This is a genomic window from Pseudomonas moraviensis subsp. stanleyae, assembly GCF_036283065.1.
Taxonomy (GTDB): domain Bacteria; phylum Pseudomonadota; class Gammaproteobacteria; order Pseudomonadales; family Pseudomonadaceae; genus Aquipseudomonas; species Aquipseudomonas stanleyae.
Genome location: NZ_JAADJI010000003.1, coordinates 160,342 through 181,470, shown reverse-complemented (window position 1 = coordinate 181,470; position 21,129 = coordinate 160,342). Strand labels below are relative to the sequence as shown.

The following is a 21,129-nucleotide window of genomic DNA, read 5'->3' as shown; positions in this document are numbered from 1 at the left end:
TTCAATAATCGAGAGAGGGGTGTCAGTGAGAAAGCCGAACGCAGGATTGTCGGTTTACAGATATCTTCTAGATCAGCAGATGGTCATTCAGCGCTCAGTGTACGAGCAAGCGCGTCAGACTCAATGAGCAGCTGATCCGTTTTGATCTCGAAAATGTTGGCGAGTTTGCAGAGGACCAATAACGACGGATTGCCTACCCCCCGTTCGATTTGACTCACATAGGTACGATCCACCTCGGCCATGAGCGCCAATTGCTCCTGGGTAAGGTTCTTCACACGCCGCATCGAGCGGATGTTTTCCGCCAGTTGCAGACGAAGTTGTTCGTAGTCTTGAGTCATGCGCGCAAACTGCGCCTTGAGGGACTCTCAATCCACGGGATATAGTCTACATTGGCTCTGATTTGGGTTTTTTAGAGCTTAGGCGCCAGTATCAGCTTCGTTTCTATGATGCGCAGACCAGACGCAACGTTAAAAATAAACAGAATCTAAGGTGTGTATGGACGAAAACTACGTTTCAATTCCAGCAGCGGATGGTTGTCCAAGCCTTCTAACACCGTGGGGTAGCGAGTTTGCTTCCGTAATCGAACATGGCGTGCAATGCGCCCAGACATGGCTCGATACACCTAGTGAGATACCGCTGTGGTGGGAGCTGGCGCAGGCACGTAAAACCTGTCCTGCAGGAGACAGCCAAGATGCGTTCGAAGCCGGTTTTTTGCTGAGAATTCAACAGCGGCTTCGGGGCGCGTCAGCGTAACCGCGCGGCTCCAGTCCTGATGACATGGCTTGCGGCAGGAAAATTTGTTGGAAGGTATGGTTCTAAGCTCCATTCCTCTAGAATGGAGCTCTGACAGAAGTGGCGTTGGTCTGTGACAAACAGATTTACGTAGCTAGGATTCTGATAAGTGCAGATTCTGCACGCTCTGAGAACGTGGGGCGCGATATGAAAGCCGACCAAGTGTTGAGTGATGATCTGGTGAGTCGACTGGAGGGTAAAATCCCATCCATGGCTGAAGGCGCGATCAATACGGCCTATATCAATGCCCTGGCGGCCGGACGTAGCGTGATGGAAGTCATGGACGGTATGCTCGTTGAGACGACTGCTGATGGTAAGCACAAGGTTATTCGAGTAGCCAAACCAAAGCATAAAGTGACTTTGGGCGGCATTATCAAGGTGCATCGCTGCTCATGACCGTCCCTCGGCTGAGGGTGTTTGCCGGTCCTAATGGTTCCGGTAAAAGCACAATGAAAAGTGCCGTCCCGTCCCACTTGATCGGTATCTACATCAATCCGGATGAAATCGAAAAGACCGCCAAAGAGGGGGAACGCCTGAAATTCAGCGATTTTCAGCTGGAAGCCGACGGCGATGAGGTTCTCGGTTTTATCAAGGCGCACCGACTGATTCGGTTGACCCAGCTTGGTGAAGAGGCAGCCAAAATAGGCTTCAGCAATAACGGCCTGAATTTCCAGGCCGTCTCGATGAACTCCTATTTTGCATCCGTGCTTTCTGATTTCATCCGGCATAAGCTCCTCGAGGCCCAGCTGTCTTTCACCTTCGAAACGGTGATGTCCAGCGAGGACAAAATCGCTTTTATGCTCAAGGCAAGAGCGTTGGGGTATCGCACCTACCTCTATTTTGTGGCCACTGAAGACCCTGATATCAATATCAACCGGGTCAAGAACCGTGTTGCATCGGGCGGACATCCAGTTCCCACGGAAAAAATTGTACAGCGCTACGGTCGCTGTCTGAACCTATTGCCTGAGGCCATCGCGGCCTCGAACCGGGCTTATATCTTTGATAACTCGGGTGCTGATCTGGTGCTGCTCGCTGAGGTGACGGACGGAACTGACCTTGAGTTCAGAGCTGATGAGATCCCTGACTGGTTCATGCAGGCCTACGTGGAGAAGGTGTTCAAGGATTTGCTACCGGGTTGATCGAAATCTAGGATCAGCTCTGTTTCACTTAATTCCTCGCATCCTATCGATCCGTTCAGCTACCTGATAAGCCGCCTCCAGTTCCGAGCAGCCGGTGCTCTGCATTAGTGTCCAGCGCTCGGCTTTTTCCTCAGGCTCCGTCATGGCTAGGGCTAAGTAAAGACTGGGCGGCACTGCTCGAAACAATGTTTCAAGTTTTTTCGACAACACCACTCCTTCCGTGTATTTGCCTGGCTCCTTACTGGCGGAGAGCAATAATGCTTTCTGTGCCGGCGTGAGCTTCTTGAATCGTGCTATCTCCTCAATCTCCGCCGGCGGCATATTCAAACAGATCCACCATTCGATCATGTTGAGCATGGTCTGCGCGGCCGTGGGGAAGTCGGCAAGATTTTGCGTCGCCAGCCAGAACCAGGCGCCGAGCTTGCGCCACATCTTCGTCCCCTTGACCACGAAGGGGGCCAGCAGCGGGTTTTTGGTGATGATATGGCCCTCGTCGGTGACCATGATAATCGGTCGGCCCAGGTACTGATCGCGTTCGGCGAGGTTGTTCACGGTGTTCATCAAGCTGATGTAGCTGATGGACATCTGTGCCTCGTAGCCTTCGCGAGCGTAAGTGGCCAGGTCGACAACAGTCACATCGCTCTCGGGCCAAGGCGTGCCTTCGCGGTCGAACAGTTCCCCCTCGAACCCCTGGCAAAACAGGTCGATGGACTCGCCCATTTCCTGGGCTCGCTCACGACGCTTTTCTGGCAAGTGCGGGTCGGCGGCGACGCGCAGCAAGGCGTCGCGCACGTCGCGGGTCAGCACCTGACACCCCGCGGTGACGCAGGTCTGTGCCGCATCGAGAATGCACTCGCGGATCAAGCTGCGATCGGCTCGACTCAGGCGCGCCTCTTCCTTGGCCTCGCCGCCGGTGATCATCAGGCGGGCGGTGATTTCCAATTCGCCGAGCACATCACGCTGGTCTTCGCGACTGTCTACTGTTTCATTGTCCAATTCATCGATCGACAGATTCGCCACCTGATCCGGTTGCTCTACCAGGCGCCAGGCATCGGCGAACGGGGCGAGGCTGATCGCGGTACCAGGCTTTAGTTGGACCTTGTTGACTGACAGGCCTTGCGTTGCGAAGTAGTCGCCCTGCAAGCCGAATGAGTTGCCGGCCTCAACGATAAACAGGCGAGGGCGGTACACCGCCATGACCTGCATCAGCAGGGTGACCAGAGTGGCCGACTTGCCGGCGCCGGTGGGGCCGAACAACAGCAAATGGCCGTTCATGGCCCGGTCCAGACGTGACAGCGGATCAAAGCTCAACGGCGAGCCACCACGATTGAACAGCGTGATACCCGGGTGGCCGGTGCCGGTGCTGCGGCCCCACACCGGAACCAGATTCGCCAGGTGCTGGGCAAACATCAGGCGGGTGTACCAGTTCCGCGTGTCTCGGGCCGGGTTGTAAGTCATCGGCAACCAACGCAGGTAGCTGTTGCAGGCGGCGACCTCATCGCCTTCACGTACTGGTTGCAATCCCGCGCCCAACAGCGCGTTGGCCAGGCTGACCGAGCGCTGGTGCAGTTGCTGTTCATCGTGACCGCGCACGTAGAACGCCAGGGTGCCGCGGTACAGCTTGTGCTGGCGACCGATGATCGCACGAGCCTCTTCGACATCCTGACGGGTCTGGGTGGAGGCCAAGTTTTCACCGATGGCTTTGCGCGCCAGGCGGTTCAACTGTTCTTCAAGCACATCCTGCGGCTTGACCACTAGGGTCAGGCTCATCACCGTGCTTTCAGGCAACTGGTCGAACAGCGCATTCACCGCGTCGCCCTTGCGGGTTTCGCCAGTGAGTTGGCCAATCAAGGGCGCCCGCCGCAGCTTGTCCACCACCATCACCCGATGGGGCTGACCATCGAAATACCAGAGTCCGAGCTGCACGTCCGAGCGCGGTTCGTTGAAGAACAGCCGCTCGGCAAAGTCATGATCGAAGGGCAGATCCAGCGACTCACCGTCGCCCGACTCCGGATAGGCCACGCGGCGGTAGAACTCCTCGGGCGCTTCATCGGTGAGCCTGGGCGCAGGATTGAACCAGGGTACTAACCAGGCATACAGACCTCGGCCATCGACTCGCGTCGATTGCACCCCGCAAGCCTGCAACGAAGCAGCGATACGTTCGCAAGCCTGTTGCAGGGATTGCACCGGAGTAAGTCCGGTCTCCTCAGCGCCAGACTCAAGCCAGCGGTAGACCACTAGGCGCACCCGGCGGTTGTTTCCGCGCCAGGGCAGGCGCGTGACTGTCTTGTCCTCGAACAGACCGCCGGGCTTGGCGATGGCCTTCAGATGTCGGCGAGTAAGCTCCAGGTACGCTTCGGTGAACACTGTGCCTCGCGCGCTATCCTGAACATAGCCAGTGAGCCGATTCAGGTAGGGGGTGAAGTCGTTGTCGTCCTGGCAGAAAAACTGCGCCACCCAAGCTGCTTGATCCAGCTCGTCAAAGCTATCCTGCAGGGCATCCTCAAGGGCATCGCGGGCCGCCATCAACCAATCGGGTTCGCGCCCTTCGGTGCCGATGGGCAGCAACTCGAATACCGCACCCACCGAGCGATTGTCATCGAGCAGAAAACACTGTTCGGTGTCGAGGTATTCGACCCAAGGCAGGTGATCGGTGAAGCTGGGGTTGTGCGCGTACAGTGCGGCTTCATTAGCCAAGGTCGCGCGAGGGCGCAATGGGTGGCGCCAAGCTTTCCACGCAGGAGTACGGTTCCCAGAATCGCTGCTACGCACTACAAGTCTTCCTGACGTTCACCCGGTAATGCGTACTGCACCCGCTGGTAAAACGGAAAAACGGTCGAGTAGCCCGGGACCGGTGCCTGCTCGGTACCGCTCAGATGCGGATACACGTACAGCATCAGATCGGGATTGGGCAGGCGAGGGAACAGGTTACGGATCTCGTTCGTCGCTGTGCGCGTGTACGGTTCCTGGAGCTCCGCGGAGAAATCTGGCTGGGCCAGCGGACGGCGCAACTGTTGCCGAGCATCCAGCAGTTGCTGCTGAGTGCCTTGTGAGCCGGCGCCGTTCCAGATGTCCAGCATGGTTTGCTCGCCATGGGGCAGCAGCGTCTCCTTGTCGGTGGAACACCCCGCCAAGACTAAGCAAAGCAAGCTAATCCAGATCAGGCAGGGAGGCATGGTCTTTTTCATGGCGAACGCTCCGGCCCTGGGGCTCGTAGTCGATGGTGATCTCATGGTCGAGGTGCAGCGCGACCTGTGCTGCCGGTGGTACGTATACGGCGGCAAAGGCTTCGCCATACAGTTTGTTGACCCACTCGCGGATGTCGCTGACCCCACCACTGAGAATTGAATTCAGTGCGCTGTTGCCCGTGCTGTTGGTAACGCCGAGCGTACTGCCGCCCGAACTGATCACACTACTGTTGTTCTGCTCATCCCCGAGCAAGGCAGCGACACCCGCGCCGGCCGCAGTGATCAGGCTCTGGCTACCGAGGTATTGCTGAGCGTTCGAGCGGCGCTCGCCAGCGATGCACGGAATGCCATACGGATCTGACAAGTAACCGAGTCCGCCACGGATCTTGTCGGTGTTCGAACTCTGGGTGGTGGAGGCGTTGCGGCTGGCTACCGCCTTCGGCTGAGGCACCGTGCGGATGGTGCCGTCTGTGAATACGAAAGTGATCGACTCGACCTGTCCGCGTACGCAGGATAGGGTCCAGTCACCGGACGCCGTGCCGCTCATCACGGCCCCCGCGACGTCCGGCAGGTCGATGCCGTTGGCTGTCAGGTTCTCCGGACCGACCAGTACCTTGAAGGGATAGGGATCATTCACAGTGCCGTCCACCGGGACTCGGCCGATCAGCGCGGTCATGGCGACCGAGCCCATCAATGTCGCGTTTTCGGGAATGGTGTAGACCGGCTTCGCGCCTTCGGTACCATCAACTGATCGCGTCAGGTCACGCTCACCCTGGGTTACTGCACGCAGCTGTTTCTGACTGCGGCCGATGGTGTTGTCTTTCAAGCCTTCCAGTGAGTTGAAGGCGGTAGGCAGACTCAGTGCGGGGGAGGACTTGGTTTTGCCTCGGGCGTCGGTGGACAGGGCATCCGAGGGTTCAATCCACTGCAGCGCATCATTGGCAGAGTGCCGCCCTTCAAACTGAGCACCGTCGCCCGGCTCAAGCCCCAATCCAATCGGCATATCCTTGCCTTTGCCGGTCAGCCCCGACAGCTGTTCCTGCACTTGCGTCAGCAGACCACGAGCCTGGCGACTGTCTTGTTCCGCTTTGAGTCGGGCCTCGTTGGCTTGTCGGCGGCCTTCGTCGACCTGTTGGGTTACGCTGCCAAGCGCGGTCTGGATGCGCGAATCGACACTATTTTCCCGCTCACGAAGGCGGTTGTTCTCCGTCTGCAGCGAATCGTTGTGTTTTTTCAGGCCGAGCATGTCGCTGCGCATGGCCTTCACCTGGCCGACCAAGGTGGCAACCGTGTCGCGTGGGGTATCACCCGCAACGCCGAGCGACTTGGCCTGCTCGGCGGATAACTGGAGGTTGTCCTGAGCAGCCGGACTTTCTGACGAAGGCGAGGTACCACCCGCGACCCAAGTCTTCAGGATGATGAACACCACGCCTAACAGCACAGCCGGTACCAGCCATTTGAGCAAGGCGTTAGCTTTCATCGTCAGCACCTCGCGCAATGGGCGGAAGCAGCACGGCGCGTTCGAGGCCGGCACCGTGGGTGACGAGGTAGGCAATCGTGGTGTCTTCAGGGCTGCCGACAGGCCCGAGGAAAGCATGCTGGAAGGACGCGGCGAACAACTTGGTCTGAAGCTGACGTGGATCGAGTTGCACCGTCGCTACACCACGGTTGCGTAACTTCACCGCCGTCACCCAGTAATCACCGAGTCGCCAGGCGGCGATGGACGTGCTGGACACGTTTTCAGTCGGCAGCAGGGTCGGCAGTTCGGTGCGCAGCTCGAGCGGTACGCGGCGTACGCCGGGTAGGGATTCTACGGTGCGCAGCGGCGCGTACAGGCTCTGTGCGGCATAGCGCGTCAAAGCGACCGGGATCGGTGTACGTTCTGGAACAGGTACGGTGCTCGATTCAGCCTCGGTAGCTTGCGCCGGAACATTCTTGAGAATACGCACGGGCTCCAACGGTTGATCACCAGGAGTGGCCGCGATATCAAGCAGGATGATCTCGCCCGTCGCGACCGATTGCAGTTGCAGTCGAGTCGGGGCAATGGCTTCCGACGCGCGCAAGTACAGCGTGCCGCCGGTTGACTGCACGCGCAGCTTGTCCATCAGGGTTGAGGGCACGCCGACTCGAACATCCTCATCGACAAAGACCACCCGCTCCTGATCGATCACCAGCGGGACTGCGAGGGGGAGGCGTTCCCAACGCATCAACTCGATGGCCTGCGCTGCAGCTCCCCATAACATCAGTGCGACGGTGAGTCCCAGGGTAGCAATCCGCTTCATGGCTCACCTCCAGGCAAGGAAATTTTTTGCGGGGTGCCCTGATAACAATCCAGCGCCAGTCCCCACTTGTTGCGTTCAGGATCCAGGTCGAAACGCACCACGCGCAATGGATAACGCACCACCACCCGCTTCACCGGTTCGGCGGCGTAATACTCATCGGCGTTGAGGTCGAGCGTGACCAGCCAGCTGTCGCGATCGAGTTGCTTGACCCGCAGTTCCGGATCTTCACTGTAGCCTCGGCCCAGAATTTCGTAGACGCCACGCACCCGCTGACGCAGTTCGCCGGCGGCCTTGCGGTACTCGTAGTCGCCGTCGAGGAAGGCCCTGCAGGCGGGTGTCAGGTAGGCCTGCAGGCCATAGATGGCGCGGCGATAATCCTGCTCGCCATCCGAGGGCCAGCGGTTGAGCTGCCCGAAGATGTACAAGGCGAAGGCATAGACATTCTCCGAGGGGATATCCCACCACTTGCGCGTGCTGCCCGAGCGCAGATCCGGGGGGACGTGCACGGTCAGATCGGTCGGTGCCGAGCGCCAGCCGTACCAGAGTCCGACGCAGACCAGGGCGAGGATCGTTACTGCCATACGCAGGCTGAAGATATGGGCCTGTTGGGCATCCACCTTGTTCCGAAATCGGCTCATGGCTGCCACCGGGGTAGGGCAGGGCGCAGTCGACGCGAACGGCGAACCGTCCAGGCGCCGGAGCGCAGGATCAGGATTCCGCGCCCCAGGCGCCAACGGCTGACGAGTATCCATTCAAGTTTGCGGTACAACCAGGTCTCGGGCCGGGCCCGTTTGGCTCGGCGCAGTAGTGTGCCACCGGCGAACAACACCAACGCCATGATTGCGATCATGCTGGTCGGCGCCATTGCAATGGAGGCGGAGGCGATCGCCAGAGGAACGCCCAGCAGCAGGCCAATGATGGCGCCAGTGCCGAGCGCTACCCACATCTCATCATTGGTCAAACCGCGCAATACGGCGGGATCACGATTGAGTCGCTCGGGCAGAAAGACCAAGGTGCCGTCGGCAAGGCGTTCGATAGTGTCGTTCATGTCGACCTCACAGAATCGCGGCGGCCTTGGTCAGGAACCAGATGATGATCACCACCAGCAGGGCTCCAATGCCGACTACGGCGCCGAGGTCTTTCCAGGTCTTGCGCTGGTTCTGCACGTCGGCATAGACGGTCAGGGAATGCCAAGCCACACCGAGAAAAGCGAGAAGGGCGATTAGCAGACCGAGCAGGATCCCGCCGTCGTAGGCGTAGTTTTTAATCGTCTCGATCAACCCGGAGCCTTCGCCACGCGAAGGGGCTTCCATGGTAGGGAGTTCTGCAAAGGCCAGGCTTGGACCGAGCACCAGCAGCAGACCGATTACACGCTGACTGGCACGATCACGCAGATTGTTTTTCAGGGGAACAAGGCACTTGAGCATTACGGCGATCTCCGGTGTTAGGACAGGGTGAAGAACATCAGGACCAGCAGGGTGAGCAGCACGCGCGCGACACTGCCGCCGAAGGCTCCAAAGCGCACACTGCCTGTCGCCCAACCCCGGTAAGCCGTCCACATCACCCAGGCGCACCACAGCAAAGCCAGAACGAGAACCAGGGACAGCCACAGTATCGAACTGCTCTGCGGTGCGAAGCCGGAGGCGTTTTGAAAAGCTACGGTCTGCGCGTCGGTCATGCTCATGGCGAGGGTCCCTCGGGCAGAGTGTCGAGGTGGTAATCACCGACCAGTTCACCAGGGTCTCGAGGTTGAGCGCGGGAGGGGGACAGATAGCCCTGCACTCCTTGACGAATGCGTTGGATGTCTTGGGAAAGACGGAGATAGTCGAAGCAATAGCGTTCGTGTGGTCCAGTCGTAGTGGCCGCCTCAGCACGCGCGGCAAGGCGTTCGATGGTGTCGAGTTGCCGCTGGATGAGGCTGAGCTGTGCCTGCTCGTCGTCGGACATGGCATAGCTGCTGTCCTGGATGATAGCCAGCGAGAGCAGTGACAAGCAGCGAAAGATGGTAGTTGGCACGATGCTGTCCTCTATGGAATTGAGAACAGAATCAAGTCAGAGGTCGATTTCTTCAGTAAGAAAACTGGCGTTTGATGAGTCGTTTTTCTTATGAAGAACGAGCAAGTCAACATTTACAGCTCAAGCTTCGCGACTTGCCGTGATGAAGGGGGGGTTGAGCCCGAACTTTTAATGGGAGAACAAGCCCTGCCGCTACCGCGTGCCCAAAGCGCCTTTTTGCTCTAGTCGTACGAGATTCTTCACCTCAGCGGAAGGTCCTTGTATATAGGCTGCGTGGGTGTATTTGAATATTGACTAAATTTTTTAGTCGGCTTTGCAGAAGTAATGTCATAATGTGCGTGTATATAAATAATTGGTATATCGTGACTCGTCGGTGTTGAAATGAAAAACTCTATAAGTCCTGTTTTGTCTCTGGCGCGTAAAAATAAACTTACCCATCCGACCGAACGGAAGCCGTTTAATACGGAAGAGTGGCTTGAGGCTTACAAAAAATTCAGCAATGGGAATCTTGTTGATAAATCGCTGTGTGAAGGAGCTGGTTGGTTGGCAACCCATTTCTCAAAAGTATATGCGACACGCGACTACTATAGGTTACATGCCAACGATAGCCTGTCTGGAAAAGAGCTATTGCATGCACACTTGGCAGGCGCGAATTTTTCCTTTGTCCTGGTGGCTAAGAAACAAATGCGTGACCTTCCGCCCGAGGTTGTGCCAACGATGGAAACATTTCTGGATTACAAAACTGATCTTACTCTGAGCGGAGTGGAAGTTAACGTAAACCAATTGAATATGTTTAGGTTAGATAGCTTGTGCTCCCCGATTTATGAAATTCTACATGAGCGAAAAGATTTAGGCGTATCTGTACCGGGGGATGCCGAACCTTCAAAAGGATTGCCGAAATTAGACTTTATAGTAAATGAGTTTCGTTGTTCTCAGTTGTATCATAATGGTGTGGTGATATGGCAGCAATTACTTTATGGGGAAGCCTTTTTTGCATATGATTTGCAGCGGAACAGAGTCCTCGTATCGCAACTAAATAACTTATGTAAAATGAAGGCTATATGTGATTATCGCAGAGAGCATCACCACGTGACAATGGCGTTCGAGACACAAGGCGTCGCGCATAACGCTCTACTTTGGCTTGGTTTGAACTACCCCAAATCGTTATTGAAATGCGATGGTATGTCAGGCATCTCTATCGCTACAGCAGAAGAATTAGGTGGTGATGCGGATCGTTTTATTAAATATAAATGGGCGGAGCCTTATTTGGTTGTTGAACCTCATCTTTTCGAGTTGGTGAAAACTCATCGCTCTAAGGGGGGCAGGGGACCACGCCATTCTGTTCGTGATGTGCTTGTAGTATGGTTTCACTTGGCGGTCCTAGCTCGGCAGAGAGTCATGGCTTCAAATGAAGACGATCCAGACCGCTGGGAACATTTGCTCGAACATTGTACATGGTTTAATCGGGAAAATTTAATTGCTGCACTGGTAACTGTGACTGAGATGTCGGAAGAGGTTGTTAGGGCGATTATAGATTTTCTGACTTTCGAAGCTAAGGATAGGCAGGATGATCTTTGGACAAAACCGATCCTTCAAGTGGACGGAGAGGTTGCACTTTCGATAGCTGCGTTGCTGAGCGCAAGTCTGCGTAGAAATGTAGACACCTGGATTAGGCTTGTTGATCCGAAATCACATTTGAGAGGCAGACATTTCGAAAAATACCTAGAGGATGTAATGGAGGAATGCAGGTCGACTAATGAGATTATGCGTCATAATTTGAGTTGGACAGGTTCTCTAATGCTTAAATACAATCGAGAGCTAGTGCGAGAAGAAATTGATCTAACATTCAGTTTTGGTAATATTTTGGTGGTGGCAGAGCTTCGCAGTCGTCGCACCCCAATTACGCCGCTTGACTATCACAATGCACTTTACGAAGACGGAGGGGTCTTCACAAAGGTCGAGCAGGCCGAAAGGAAAGCTGCGTATGTTCGTAACCATTTGGCTGAGTTCTGTAGGGACTATTATCCAAGGTTGAGCGAAAAAATAGGCTCTGTCATTGTATGTCCCGTGGTTATTGTAAATGATCAATTTCATGCTGGTTTTCCATGTGGTAACACCCCGATCTTAGATGAGCATTTACTTAAACATTTTTTGAAGGATGGTACAGCGAAATTTTGTGGCTCGCATGATGATCGCTCTAATTATCGTTATGGTGTAGTGCTTTATGAAAGCTTAGAAGAGGCGGAGCGGAATTTTATAAGCTATGCGCTACGGCCAACGATAATTGAAACGTATCTTGCGTGCGTTGAGCAAAAGAGCACTCTCTATTCTTTGGCGCCAGATGAACCTAGTATTAACTGGTGGAGTTATGAGGTCAAGGAGCCAAACAGCGAAAAACAACTGAGGATTCTAAAAAACATTAGTGTCGGTAATTTTGTCCAGCGGTACTGAAGCCATTGACCCAAACGAAGGCTATCTCCGTTTGGGTTGATTTTTAGTTATTATGTTAATTTATATTTTAAATTAATTTTCAGAAGATGTGTCGGTTGCATCGCTGGGAAATTCTATGCGCCACCAAGAGCGGCCCTCCCGTAATCAGTCTATAAAATAGGGCCAACTAAATACTTAAAGATATTTTTTGAATGTCATAGCTGTAATCGCTACCGTTGCTCCGAGTAGCACTGCACAAGGCAAAAGAATAGCGAGGGGGTTGAGCGAAAAGGGCAGGGATAGGTAAATGATCCAGGGTACGATCAGCAGTGGTATCACTGCGCGCTTGGCACGGTGATAGACAAAACTGCTCTCACGCCCCGCGCCAAATTTGCGCAGGTCACGGCGCACCAAACCATCGACAAAACCAGTGAGCATTGTCAGCAAGAACAGCGGCGTGGCTAGGACCAGAATGGTCAGGCGCACCACGAAGGTAAGGGTCACATACACAGCGGCCATAACGAAGTCCTCGATGCTCACGTAGAGCTGGTTGATCCCGCCCCACAAGCTGTTGCCCTGGCTCGATACCCGCGCCTGCCGAGCAAAGTCCGCAAAACCGGTCTTGACCAACAACGACTGATTGAGAAAGTCCAGCCATTGGACAATCGTCTGTCCGGGTTGTTGGAGGATGAGTGAAGCTTTGAAGTGCTCACTGAGCCATCCCAATTCGCTATTCAACATGGCCTGGCTGTGTCGCCAGCCTTGATCAACCCAGAACAAGAGCAGACCAGCCCACTCGATCAGTATCGAGAACAGCAATGACGCTATCAGCAAACCGATAATGCGCAGGACTAGGCTGATCGCTTTGACGACCATTCCCGGATGTTGGATGGGTTGCTGCGGCGTGTTCTGGGCGGAAGTGGCCATCGTTTACTCCATTGCGCACCGTTGAGTTGATGCCGCCACGGGGCCTGCCGACTACGTGTTTGCTGAATCTAAAGCTGTGGCGGGGCCGGCTACCCCACCTGATCCAGATCGAAGTTTGTTGTTGGGCTGCCACCACTGGCGCTCCACCATTGCCCTGCGTGCCCGTTATAGGCCGCCCGCATTCGCTGGGTGAGCTCATGCAGATCCTCGGGCATGGCATCGTCATTGGAGGGTTTAGGTAAAGGCATGCGGACCTTCCAGAGCTGCCCACCGGCCTGGAAGGAGAACATTTGCCCCTTGGGCAAACTGACGATATGAGCTGGCTCGATCAGCGGCACGCTGGTGCTGCTGACACGGTCCTGTGAGGACGAGGTGAAGTCCGTGTTGGCCTCAGGATCGGAGGTGTCGGTGGCGCCCGATACCAGGGTTTTGGTCAGCACGTTGACCTTGGGCAACTGTTGGGTGAGCAGCTCCGCCGTGGCGGTTTCGCGTACCCGCAGCATTTGTAGGGTGTTGAAGTTTCCGATCACCTGACCGGCTTTAGCGTGGTTGCCGATGCGCGCTTCGATATCGCTGAGGGTCTGGGTGTAGGCCGTCACCTGGATGCCAGCACCACCGCCTTTGTTGATCAGCGGAATAAACTCATCGCCCATCAACTCGTTGAACTCATCGGCGTGCAGGTTGATCGGTAGCTTGACACTGCTGCCGCCGGATGTGGGCAGGCCATGGTCAATGCCATGTTTGTAGATGTGGCCCGCGACCGAGACCAAGTCGGCGAACATAGAGTTGCCCACCGCGGCGGCTACTTCGGCGTCGGTCAGTGCATCCAGACCGACGTAGACGATGCCGCGTTTTCGGATGATCTGCATCCAGTCGAAGATCGGCCGCGGGTCATCCAGGTCGGTGTAGTTGGGGGCCAGTAACTGGGCGGTCTTGCCGGTGGTGAGTTTCTCCAGCAGCGGCAGTAGCGAGGCAACGATTTTGTCGAAGTAAGTACGGTCGTAGCGTACCGCCGAACGCAGTCCGTCCATTACCGGATCAAATACCCGCTTCACTGCCAGGTACTGCTCGATGGCCACCACACGCTTTTCGCGCCCCACCATATGCCGGGGAATGTTTTTTTCGGTGAGTTTGCCTTCAATCTGAACGATCACTTCCCACGCCTTCGGGTCGGTCTTGGCGAAAAACTGCTGGGCGTATTCGACGAACAGTGCATCGATGTTGACCACATGGCGTTGGATCTGCAGGTAGTCCGGACGTCGGCCCAGCTCGATCAGCGCCCGGGCAATGATATTGACGAAGCGCCAGGCGAACTCACGGAAAGCTGCGGAGTTTCCTTCGCCGCTGAGTTGCCCGGCGATGCGTGACGCCACCTCTGAGATACGTCCGAAACGTCCCACGGCGTTGTAGCGAGCGGAGATCTCCGGCCAGCCTAGATGGAAAATATAGAACTCCTTTTCTCGACCGGCGCGTTTGGCTTCGACGTACATGCGTTTGAGCAAGTCGGCGTCGCCCTTCGGATCGAAGACGATCACTACCTCGTGTTCAACACGGTGTATGTCCTGGGTGATGTACACCTCGGCGAGTCGCGTTTTGCCGACACGGGTCGTGCCCAGCACCAGGGTATGTCCAACCCGTTCGCCCAGCGGCAGACTGACTTCCGTTTCGTCGGGCTCAACGCCATGTAACAGCGGCGAGCCACCGACTGGGGGCAAGGGGCGCAACGGATTCAAAGCGCTGTCCCAAGCCGTGACACGAGCCACTGCTGAGAGCGGAAATGGAGCATGTTCCAGGCGCCGTTCCAATCCACGTGCCAGGCGGTAACGGGGCGGCTGCTCGACATAGTGTGCGACCGCAGGATCCTGAGCCTCGACCAATCGCTGGGTGTGCAGGCGGGTCCAGCGAAAGCCGCGGCCCATGAACAGGCGTTTACGGCTGACCGGAATCTGCCGACTGGTCAGCTCGTAGCGGGGCAGCCGACGGATATTACGCCGATAACGTAGCACCTCCCAAGCTTGTCGCAGCCGGATAAGGCCGAACAGGGCATAGGCCAGCGCTGCAACCAGACCGACCTCGGGTGACAGGGCCACAGCCCAGGGCGAATACACGCACAACACAGTGGCGGCGATGCAGATCGCTACGGTGTACAGCTCCACCGCTGGCCGGAGCTTGGACTCCATCGCATGCTCGGCCATGACCTTGACTCACTGTTCCAGTGAGGTGGCAGTGATCAAGACGGGATAGTGCTCAATCTGCAGGCGGGTGGCGATGTCGTTGCCGTTGACCGGCAGGATGGTGATGCCCGGAGCGGCTGCTCGAATGCGGGCCAAAGCTTCATTATCGGCCACTTCGACGGCTAGACCGGCCGCGCCCATTTCCTGCAGTTCAGTCGCGCGTTGACGCAACCAAGCCAGTGACTGGGGATCCTCACCCACCAGGAAAAATGGCCGTAAGCCCGGCATGTTCAGGGTGCGAGACGTGATTTGGCCGGGGCTCAGGTGAGAGCTGCGGACGGGCAGTATCCAGGCTTCATCGGCAAACGTGGACAGGTCCGCATGCATAGCCCGATCAGGCTGGACCTTGTTGTTTATTGGCGGCCTGGCAACCTGAAAGTGGGGGCGGGTGAAGTCGCTAGGCTGATCCCCGGCTACGGTCAGTTCCGGATGGGCGAAAGGTGCCAAGAGCAGGAGGAAATAACAGGCAATGAGGGTTCGCTTCATGGTGGTGTGCCCTGTTTGAAAGAAATCAGCACCCGTTCGAGTTGCCGGGAAAAGCCGGCGCGGTAACGCGCGGCCGGTGTTCCGCCTGCCGGGCGGTGATAGCGTCCGGCCGCTGATACCCAATCACCGGAGGTGGCGTGATGCTCCTGCAACAGCGCGGCGGTCACGGCGAGATTTCGGTAGGGGTCGAGGGCTTCGCATGGGCTGGCGAAACGTTGCCCGTGGAAACCCAGGTTGGTTTGTCCAAGACCTACGTCGATCCGCTTGGCGTCATGTCGGGCGAGTGCCTGGAGCAAGGCGTGACAGGCGGCCTGGCGAGTCGCGAAACGGTAAGGGCTACCGGCAATATTCAGCGTCCAGGGCCAAGGCAGCAGTCGACCACGGAGGTGGGTACCACTCTCCTGCAGGGCAATCGCGAACAACACCGAGGAAGGGATGCCGGCGTCATTCGCCGCCAGTTGATAGGCCGGAGGCGAAAGTTCGTCAGCCTGGACGGCGAGCACCGTCAGCATGAGCGCAATACCACTCAGTCGATGCGTTGCCATTGTCCGTTCACCTGTTGAAATGTGGCGGGCAATGGCCCCGGAGCACCCAGGCTGAACCAGCGACCACGGTCATGGTTCAGGGTGATCTGCCGACGTTGAACCTTGCTCGGATCAATGCCTGCTTGCCGGGCCCAGCCACGAACATATTCATCCTCGCCTTGGCTGCCCACCAGGTAGATATCGAACGTGGTGTCACTGTTTTGCAAACGTTGTGCTTCAGCGGTGCACGCCGGGCAGTGGTCCTCCACAAACAGGGCTGGGCGCGGGGTGACCGATGAGCTGGTAGGAGACGAAGATGCCATGCCTTGGATCGGCAGCAGTACGGGAAACAGCTTGGCCCAGGCCGCCGTGTAAGCGTTTTGGTAGGCCAACTCGCGCTCGGCGCGTTTGGCTTCCAGCGCTACCTGTAGTTCGGCATAGCGCTGGCGCTCTTGGTCGGTCTCTGCCTCGACGCCGAGCGCAGTCAGCGGATCGAGGTTCGGGCTCCAGAAACCGCGCGGGCCGGCTTGGATCTGTTCGAAGCGTGTCCACTCTTGCTTCGTCAGACCCCAGCTTGCCGCCTGTTCAGAGTGCGAGCGCCCGAGCGGAGTGGACTGTGTGTCCTGGACCCATGACGGTGTCGTGACAGGGTTACCCATCGCAGCGCCCGTGCTAAGCAATGTAACGAGGCAGACGACGGGGGACAGTAGCGCTCGGTTCATGATCGTTTCTCAAGGGAGTTGCACGGTCTGGTCTGGCTGAGTGGGCACCGTGAAGATGGCCGCGTTCGGCTCCAGCACCTTCAGCTGCCAGGTGCCGAACTGCTCGCCGTTGTGCAGCAACTGGATATCCTCGAGCGAACGACTATCAGGAGGAGCGACCGCCAGAAAGCGCTCGCCACCGCGAGACTCGACACCCAGGACTGAGAATGGCGGCGAGAGCGGGGCAGGCTTGGGGCGAGCGGCTTTTTTCGGCTTGGCCGAGGAAGATGTCGGTGGTGGGAGTGATGGCTGGGTCTTGAGGTCCAGGAGTTGCTGCTCGACGTGCTCAAGTCGTGCACGTAACGCGATTATGTCGGCTTCGGCGGCACGGTCTGCCAGACCGTCGCGTAGCTCCTGAATCTCTTGCGCCCATTGATCCAGCATCGGGTCGAGTGTATTGGCCTGTTGTTCACCGGAGTCGACCATCTGCTTCAAGTCTTTCAGCGCGTACTGCAGCTTCTCCTGTGCATCCATGAGGGTGCTTGAATCACGTTGCAGGGAATCCAGAGTCTGTAGGCGTTGTGCGTTGGCATTTTCCAGCTCGGTCACGCGTTGATACTGGTTATACAAACCACCACTGAGCCCGGAGACCGCCAGGCAAAGTGAGCCGACAATGAGGGTTTGAAACGTCGAGGCTTTCATGGGCGTGCCTCCGGCTGATGGGGCACGCTGGGTGCGACCCGCGCGACGGCAGCATCATTTTTTTGCCGTTCGAAGCAGACCGAACGGCTGACCTCATCGATCGTGAGTTGCCAGGCGGGGCCAGCCAGTACTTGTAGAGCGTTGCGTAATGAGATCGGGCCGAGCCGGTAATGGGCGGCGGGCAGAGGCCGGGTAAACAGTATCTTTACTGGTTCGGCAGAAGGGCAGAGCGAATAACCTGAGCGCTGCAGCACGTAGTGCATCGCCTCCTGTACCGAGGAATTCAGGTTGGACGGAATGCTCACGTCAATGATTTGAGCGAGAAGATCACGCTGCTCTGTCGTGGGCTCGATGCTGACCAGCGTATAGCGGCCATAGCGGAGCTCTGTCGGATGACTCTCTTCGACTGTACTCCTTGAAAGCTGGGCCCGATTGGAACCAGCGGCAGTCTCTGGACTAGTCGGCAATGGGGTGGGGATCTGCGCCGTGCAGGCGCTCAATAAACCCAGCAGGCAGACAGGCGTGAAAAAACGCTCCATGGAAAAAACCTCATGTCAGATTCAGTGCAGAACCTGACATGAGGTGAAGGAGCGATTCAGTGAGTAAGTTGATTCAAGACGGGTCGTGTTTAAGTTGAATGCGTTGCTATTTCGTCATAAATGGCTAGCCCATCCAAAACGGTAGCGTCGGGGTCAAAGATCAACAATCGCACATCCGCCAACGCCGCCAGATACAGTACGTTGACCAGGGCTTCCGGCGTACCGGCGTCGAGCTGCTCTTGCCTTAGCGACGAGTAAGGACTGCCCTCGATCTTCATCAGGTTCTCGTCGGTCCAGCGCGTGCCGATCAGCTTACACCCGATGCCATTGCAGTCTGTCAGGGCAAAGGGCTCAAACAGAAGTCCGGTTGGTCTGGAGTCGACATTGCCAACCCGGCTTTCCAGGTGGCGCAGTGCTTCGTCAGTAAGGTGTGCGGTACTGATTCCCAGGCTCGACTGTAGTGTCCTGTGTCGAAGCTCAAACGATGGACCATGGCTTGGGCTTCTTCCAGAGAGTACAGGTCACCGACGTGATGTCGCTCGTTGAGCATTTCACCATTCACGGCGTAGATCACTTGGCGCACCAGCCCGGTGGATTGGCAACGTTCATCCAACTCATCCGGAATCAATTGGTCTTCGCTGATTATGGCGAAATCATCGCAGAACAGGCAGGGGAACAGTTCTAGGGCATCGTCGGGCAGATGAGCTTGTGAGTCGTGTACGGAGCGAAAGCAGGGAGGGCAGTCGTTCGCGTAGGTGATCAGCAGCAGCCGTTCGATAGATAGATTGTCATAGCCGCGAACGAATGGGTTTGAGGCCCCCAGCATCGCTGGGGCTTGGGTAGTGGATTTCATGACTACTCTCCAAGATGAAAATGAACAAGGCGCCCGAAGGCGCCTGTAAGGGTTAAAGCCAACCGTATTCGGCAAGAGAAAGTGGGCGACCTTCACCCACGATGAAGTGATCCAGTACGTGAACCTCGATCAAGGCCAAGACCTCTTTCAACCGCGCGGTCAAGACGCGGTCTGCCTGGCTGGGTTCTGTACATCCCGAAGGATGGTTGTGAACAAAAATGACGGCTGCTGCGTTATGCGCTAAGGAGCGCTTGACGATTTGGCGGGGGTAAACGCTGGCGCCATCGATGCTCCCTTGAAAGAGGATCTCGAATGCCAGAACGCGATGGCGGGTATCGAGAAACATCACACCGAAAACCTCATGCTCTTGAGGTGCAACATGCAGTTTTAGGTATGAGGCTACGGCGTCAGGTGACGTCAGGCTGGGGCCGCGGGTGAACAGTCGTCGATCCAGAATGTGCAACGCTTCGTCGATCAGCTGGTTTTCTAGGACGATACGATCAGCCTCGACATTCGAGGTTTCGATGAGGGTGAGTTGGGTGCTCATGGGATACCTCCGAAGGGAACAATCCGGGGGTACACACCCGAGGGGAGTGTTGTCCCCGAGGTGGATATAGAGTGACGGGCATTGCCCGATGACGCGCTGTTTACAGCTGAGTGAATCGGTGGCGTTGTCCGTTCAGGTGTGAATCACAACCATTGCAGGGCGATGGGGAGAAGGTTCTTATTCCACGGCCAGTTTCGGGATCGAAGTCGGCACTGATGGGCATTAGCCGAACCAGCCCACGATGGAGACCGGCGATGCGTTCCTCGACCTCATCCGTCGTGTAATAGAGCGATAACGTGCTGTAGTCCTCGTAAGCCGCAGCGAACAGGCAATCGTCGCAAAGCCAGAAGGATTCCATATTGGTTCTCCTGTGCTGATTGAAGAAAAGGCGCTCGATTGAGCGCCTTGATTTAAACATCGTGGATTGTTCAGGCGGGCTGAACAGTACGTGTGGCGACACGGCGGGCGGTGCGGGGAGTGGGTGCAGATTCAGGCTCAATCCTGGACTCTGTTGGGTTGTCGGTATCCTCAGCTTCGGCATCAGCCGACGTTGGGGATGGCTCACTGTTTGGCGCTTGCTCAGCAGGTGCTGTTGCCTCCTGCCTGGCAGGCGCTTTGTACTCGAACGTGCCATTGACTTTGATCCAGTCGATGTACAGCAGACGACCTTTCAGGCTGGCGCCCGGCTGGCCTTGTTTAGCGCCTTTCTCATAGAGAAATGGGTCGATCCAGAGGTCGCCGATACGGAACGACAGCAAGACCTTTTTCTCGGCTTTGACGGCGTCCATATAGAGACGAATCAAGCGTTCAGCTTCGCCTCCAGCGACTTTGCAGTCGAAGCGGGTGTACTCGACCGCATCGGTGGCACCGTGCAGGGCGGCGATATCGCAGGCCATGAATGGCTGGCCGCGGCGGACTTGTACTTCGCGGACACGGTTGAGGTAGCCGATGCCGACGGTGTGCAGATTGAAGTAAGTGGTCGCTTCTTGGGATTGGTTGGCGTGGGCCATGGTGGTTCTCCTTTCAGGGGAAAACGGCGACGCACGACCCCAGACGGGGAAGTGAGCCCCGTCAGGGTGGGTAAGGTGAAGGCAAGCGATGACGACACGCCACCGGCGAGCCAATGACAAACAGAACGATGCACCGGGGGAATAGCGGTGTAGCAAAAGAGAATCCGCAGCAGTGGTCCGCGGACCTGGGGGAGTAGGCATTCATCACCGCTAAAGCGGTAATCGTGCGAGCCTCCGAACGCTGATCGCACTTGGGTAAACCACCACAAGCGTGGCGTAGCCTTGAAGGTTCAAGCTACCTGGGCTGGGCTGTCAACGACAGCGAACCACACCCTTTGTATAAGCCTGTCATAGGGGAGCGTCAAGACGCCGCAAGCCGGTTTTTTATGGTCGGAATACAGTGGAAATTACTGGACTGAAGAAAGTGAAGAGTGGGCCTGACGGGGTGCCAGGCGAGGAATAGAAAAGCCACCTTAGGCAGTCTGACGCAGTCGACAAGCTCCTCGCAAAACTTGATTTAACTGCGCCATGATCCGCCAACCGACCCTTGTCGTGGCCTGGGTCGGAACACGCTGGCACGCATCCGCGCACAAAGGGTGCCCAGTGTTTCCCCGGCGGGCTCCGGGACTGAATGCGATCGCCGTAGCGGATGACCGCTGATGCCTGGCAGAGGCAACAGTGGTCATCCGCCACCACGATCAGGTCGAGCACAAAACGGGAACGGAATTCCGCAGAAGAGAAGGCTCCGAACTCAAGGAG

The 21,129-nt window shown here is 56.8% G+C and carries 24 protein-coding genes and 1 pseudogene; 4 read left to right on the top strand and 21 right to left on the bottom strand.

All coding sequences use genetic code 11. The features are described 5' to 3' along the window. Positions 1 to 83 precede the first annotated feature (83 nt). Positions 84 to 338 carry a helix-turn-helix domain-containing protein gene (locus GXB78_RS05910; protein WP_046062023.1) on the bottom strand — a complete coding sequence of 85 codons (255 nt, stop codon included), beginning with the start codon at positions 336 to 338 and terminating at the stop codon, positions 84 to 86. A gap of 157 nt (positions 339 to 495) precedes the next feature. Between GXB78_RS05910 and GXB78_RS05905 the strand changes: the two genes are divergently transcribed. The 3 genes from GXB78_RS05905 (at position 496) to GXB78_RS05895 (ending at position 1,931) form a co-directional block, all read left to right on the top strand. Continuing rightward, positions 496 to 753, top strand: coding sequence for a LasR-specific antiactivator QslA (locus GXB78_RS05905; RefSeq protein ID WP_329514720.1), 258 nt, complete (start codon positions 496 to 498; stop codon positions 751 to 753). Between the two features lie 186 nt (positions 754 to 939). Then, on the top strand, positions 940 to 1,188 hold the full coding sequence (locus GXB78_RS05900) for a hypothetical protein (RefSeq protein WP_027604128.1): 249 nt from the start codon (positions 940 to 942) through the stop codon (positions 1,186 to 1,188). After that, positions 1,185 to 1,931, top strand: coding sequence for a zeta toxin family protein (locus GXB78_RS05895; RefSeq protein WP_329514719.1), 747 nt, complete (start codon positions 1,185 to 1,187; stop codon positions 1,929 to 1,931). Before GXB78_RS05900 ends, GXB78_RS05895 begins: the two co-directional genes overlap by 4 nt. A gap of 24 nt (positions 1,932 to 1,955) precedes the next feature. On the opposite strand, the gene GXB78_RS05890 is transcribed toward GXB78_RS05895, so the two are convergent. The 9 genes from GXB78_RS05890 to GXB78_RS05850 are packed head-to-tail and all read right to left on the bottom strand — an operon-like array spanning position 1,956 to position 9,417. Next, complete coding sequence (locus tag GXB78_RS05890) at positions 1,956 to 4,703, bottom strand: conjugative transfer ATPase (protein ID WP_329514718.1); 2,748 nt, start codon at positions 4,701 to 4,703, stop codon at positions 1,956 to 1,958. Beyond that, complete coding sequence (locus GXB78_RS05885; RefSeq protein WP_329514717.1) at positions 4,703 to 5,119, bottom strand: TIGR03751 family conjugal transfer lipoprotein; 417 nt, start codon at positions 5,117 to 5,119, stop codon at positions 4,703 to 4,705. Before GXB78_RS05885 ends, GXB78_RS05890 begins: the two co-directional genes overlap by 1 nt. After that, complete coding sequence (locus GXB78_RS05880; RefSeq protein WP_329514716.1) at positions 5,082 to 6,599, bottom strand: TIGR03752 family integrating conjugative element protein; 1,518 nt, start codon at positions 6,597 to 6,599, stop codon at positions 5,082 to 5,084. Before GXB78_RS05880 ends, GXB78_RS05885 begins: the two co-directional genes overlap by 38 nt. Beyond that, positions 6,589 to 7,401 carry a TIGR03749 family integrating conjugative element protein gene (locus GXB78_RS05875; RefSeq protein ID WP_329514715.1) on the bottom strand — a complete coding sequence of 271 codons (813 nt, stop codon included), beginning with the start codon at positions 7,399 to 7,401 and terminating at the stop codon, positions 6,589 to 6,591. The genes GXB78_RS05880 and GXB78_RS05875 overlap by 11 nt, the downstream gene beginning before the upstream one ends. Beyond that, complete coding sequence (locus tag GXB78_RS05870) at positions 7,398 to 8,039, bottom strand: PFL_4703 family integrating conjugative element protein (protein WP_329514714.1); 642 nt, start codon at positions 8,037 to 8,039, stop codon at positions 7,398 to 7,400. The genes GXB78_RS05875 and GXB78_RS05870 overlap by 4 nt, the downstream gene beginning before the upstream one ends. Continuing rightward, positions 8,036 to 8,449, bottom strand: coding sequence for a TIGR03750 family conjugal transfer protein (locus GXB78_RS05865; RefSeq protein ID WP_329514713.1), 414 nt, complete (start codon positions 8,447 to 8,449; stop codon positions 8,036 to 8,038). The genes GXB78_RS05870 and GXB78_RS05865 overlap by 4 nt, the downstream gene beginning before the upstream one ends. A gap of 7 nt (positions 8,450 to 8,456) precedes the next feature. Further along, positions 8,457 to 8,828 carry a TIGR03745 family integrating conjugative element membrane protein gene (locus GXB78_RS05860; protein ID WP_223473664.1) on the bottom strand — a complete coding sequence of 124 codons (372 nt, stop codon included), beginning with the start codon at positions 8,826 to 8,828 and terminating at the stop codon, positions 8,457 to 8,459. A 17-nt stretch (positions 8,829 to 8,845) separates the two neighbouring features. Beyond that, positions 8,846 to 9,085: a TIGR03758 family integrating conjugative element protein gene (locus GXB78_RS05855; protein WP_329514712.1), complete on the bottom strand. Its 240-nt coding sequence runs from the start codon at positions 9,083 to 9,085 to the stop codon at positions 8,846 to 8,848. Then, on the bottom strand, positions 9,082 to 9,417 hold the full coding sequence (locus tag GXB78_RS05850) for an integrative conjugative element protein, RAQPRD family (RefSeq protein WP_329514711.1): 336 nt from the start codon (positions 9,415 to 9,417) through the stop codon (positions 9,082 to 9,084). The genes GXB78_RS05855 and GXB78_RS05850 overlap by 4 nt, the downstream gene beginning before the upstream one ends. 381 nt (positions 9,418 to 9,798) lie before the next feature. Between GXB78_RS05850 and GXB78_RS05845 the strand changes: the two genes are divergently transcribed. Then, positions 9,799 to 11,868, top strand: a complete 2,070-nt coding sequence (locus tag GXB78_RS05845) for a hypothetical protein (RefSeq protein ID WP_329514710.1) — start codon at positions 9,799 to 9,801, stop codon at positions 11,866 to 11,868. 174 nt (positions 11,869 to 12,042) lie between these two features. On the opposite strand, the gene GXB78_RS05840 is transcribed toward GXB78_RS05845, so the two are convergent. The 11 genes and pseudogenes from GXB78_RS05840 to GXB78_RS05790 form a co-directional block, all read right to left on the bottom strand. After that, positions 12,043 to 12,774: a TIGR03747 family integrating conjugative element membrane protein gene (locus GXB78_RS05840; RefSeq protein WP_329514709.1), complete on the bottom strand. Its 732-nt coding sequence runs from the start codon at positions 12,772 to 12,774 to the stop codon at positions 12,043 to 12,045. 89 nt (positions 12,775 to 12,863) lie between these two features. Continuing rightward, positions 12,864 to 14,969 (bottom strand): type IV conjugative transfer system coupling protein TraD, encoded by a 2,106-nt coding sequence (traD, locus tag GXB78_RS05835; RefSeq protein WP_329514708.1) that lies wholly within the window; start codon positions 14,967 to 14,969, stop codon positions 12,864 to 12,866. 9 nt (positions 14,970 to 14,978) lie between these two features. Further along, positions 14,979 to 15,494 carry an integrating conjugative element protein gene (locus GXB78_RS05830; RefSeq protein ID WP_329514707.1) on the bottom strand — a complete coding sequence of 172 codons (516 nt, stop codon included), beginning with the start codon at positions 15,492 to 15,494 and terminating at the stop codon, positions 14,979 to 14,981. Further along, the gene (locus GXB78_RS05825; RefSeq protein WP_329514706.1) at positions 15,491 to 16,039 is read right to left on the bottom strand and encodes a lysozyme family protein; all 549 of its coding nucleotides are present in this window, start codon (positions 16,037 to 16,039) and stop codon (positions 15,491 to 15,493) included. The genes GXB78_RS05830 and GXB78_RS05825 overlap by 4 nt, the downstream gene beginning before the upstream one ends. After that, complete coding sequence (locus GXB78_RS05820; RefSeq protein ID WP_329514705.1) at positions 16,021 to 16,740, bottom strand: TIGR03759 family integrating conjugative element protein; 720 nt, start codon at positions 16,738 to 16,740, stop codon at positions 16,021 to 16,023. Before GXB78_RS05820 ends, GXB78_RS05825 begins: the two co-directional genes overlap by 19 nt. Before the next feature lie 9 nt (positions 16,741 to 16,749). Further along, the gene (locus GXB78_RS05815) at positions 16,750 to 17,421 is read right to left on the bottom strand and encodes a chemotaxis protein (protein ID WP_329514704.1); all 672 of its coding nucleotides are present in this window, start codon (positions 17,419 to 17,421) and stop codon (positions 16,750 to 16,752) included. Continuing rightward, positions 17,418 to 17,960, bottom strand: coding sequence for a PFGI-1 class ICE element type IV pilus protein PilL2 (pilL2, locus tag GXB78_RS05810; RefSeq protein ID WP_329514703.1), 543 nt, complete (start codon positions 17,958 to 17,960; stop codon positions 17,418 to 17,420). The genes GXB78_RS05815 and pilL2 overlap by 4 nt, the downstream gene beginning before the upstream one ends. A gap of 89 nt (positions 17,961 to 18,049) precedes the next feature. Beyond that, positions 18,050 to 18,813 (bottom strand): annotated as a pseudogene (locus GXB78_RS05805) (DUF5983 family protein). A 52-nt stretch (positions 18,814 to 18,865) separates the two neighbouring features. After that, entirely contained in the window at positions 18,866 to 19,360 is a 495-nt protein-coding gene (gene radC / locus GXB78_RS05800) for a RadC family protein (protein ID WP_329514702.1), read from the bottom strand. A gap of 100 nt (positions 19,361 to 19,460) precedes the next feature. Then, on the bottom strand, positions 19,461 to 19,718 hold the full coding sequence (locus GXB78_RS05795; RefSeq protein ID WP_329514701.1) for a hypothetical protein: 258 nt from the start codon (positions 19,716 to 19,718) through the stop codon (positions 19,461 to 19,463). 70 nt (positions 19,719 to 19,788) lie between these two features. Then, the gene (locus tag GXB78_RS05790) at positions 19,789 to 20,370 is read right to left on the bottom strand and encodes an STY4534 family ICE replication protein (RefSeq protein ID WP_329514700.1); all 582 of its coding nucleotides are present in this window, start codon (positions 20,368 to 20,370) and stop codon (positions 19,789 to 19,791) included. Positions 20,371 to 21,129 lie beyond the last annotated feature (759 nt).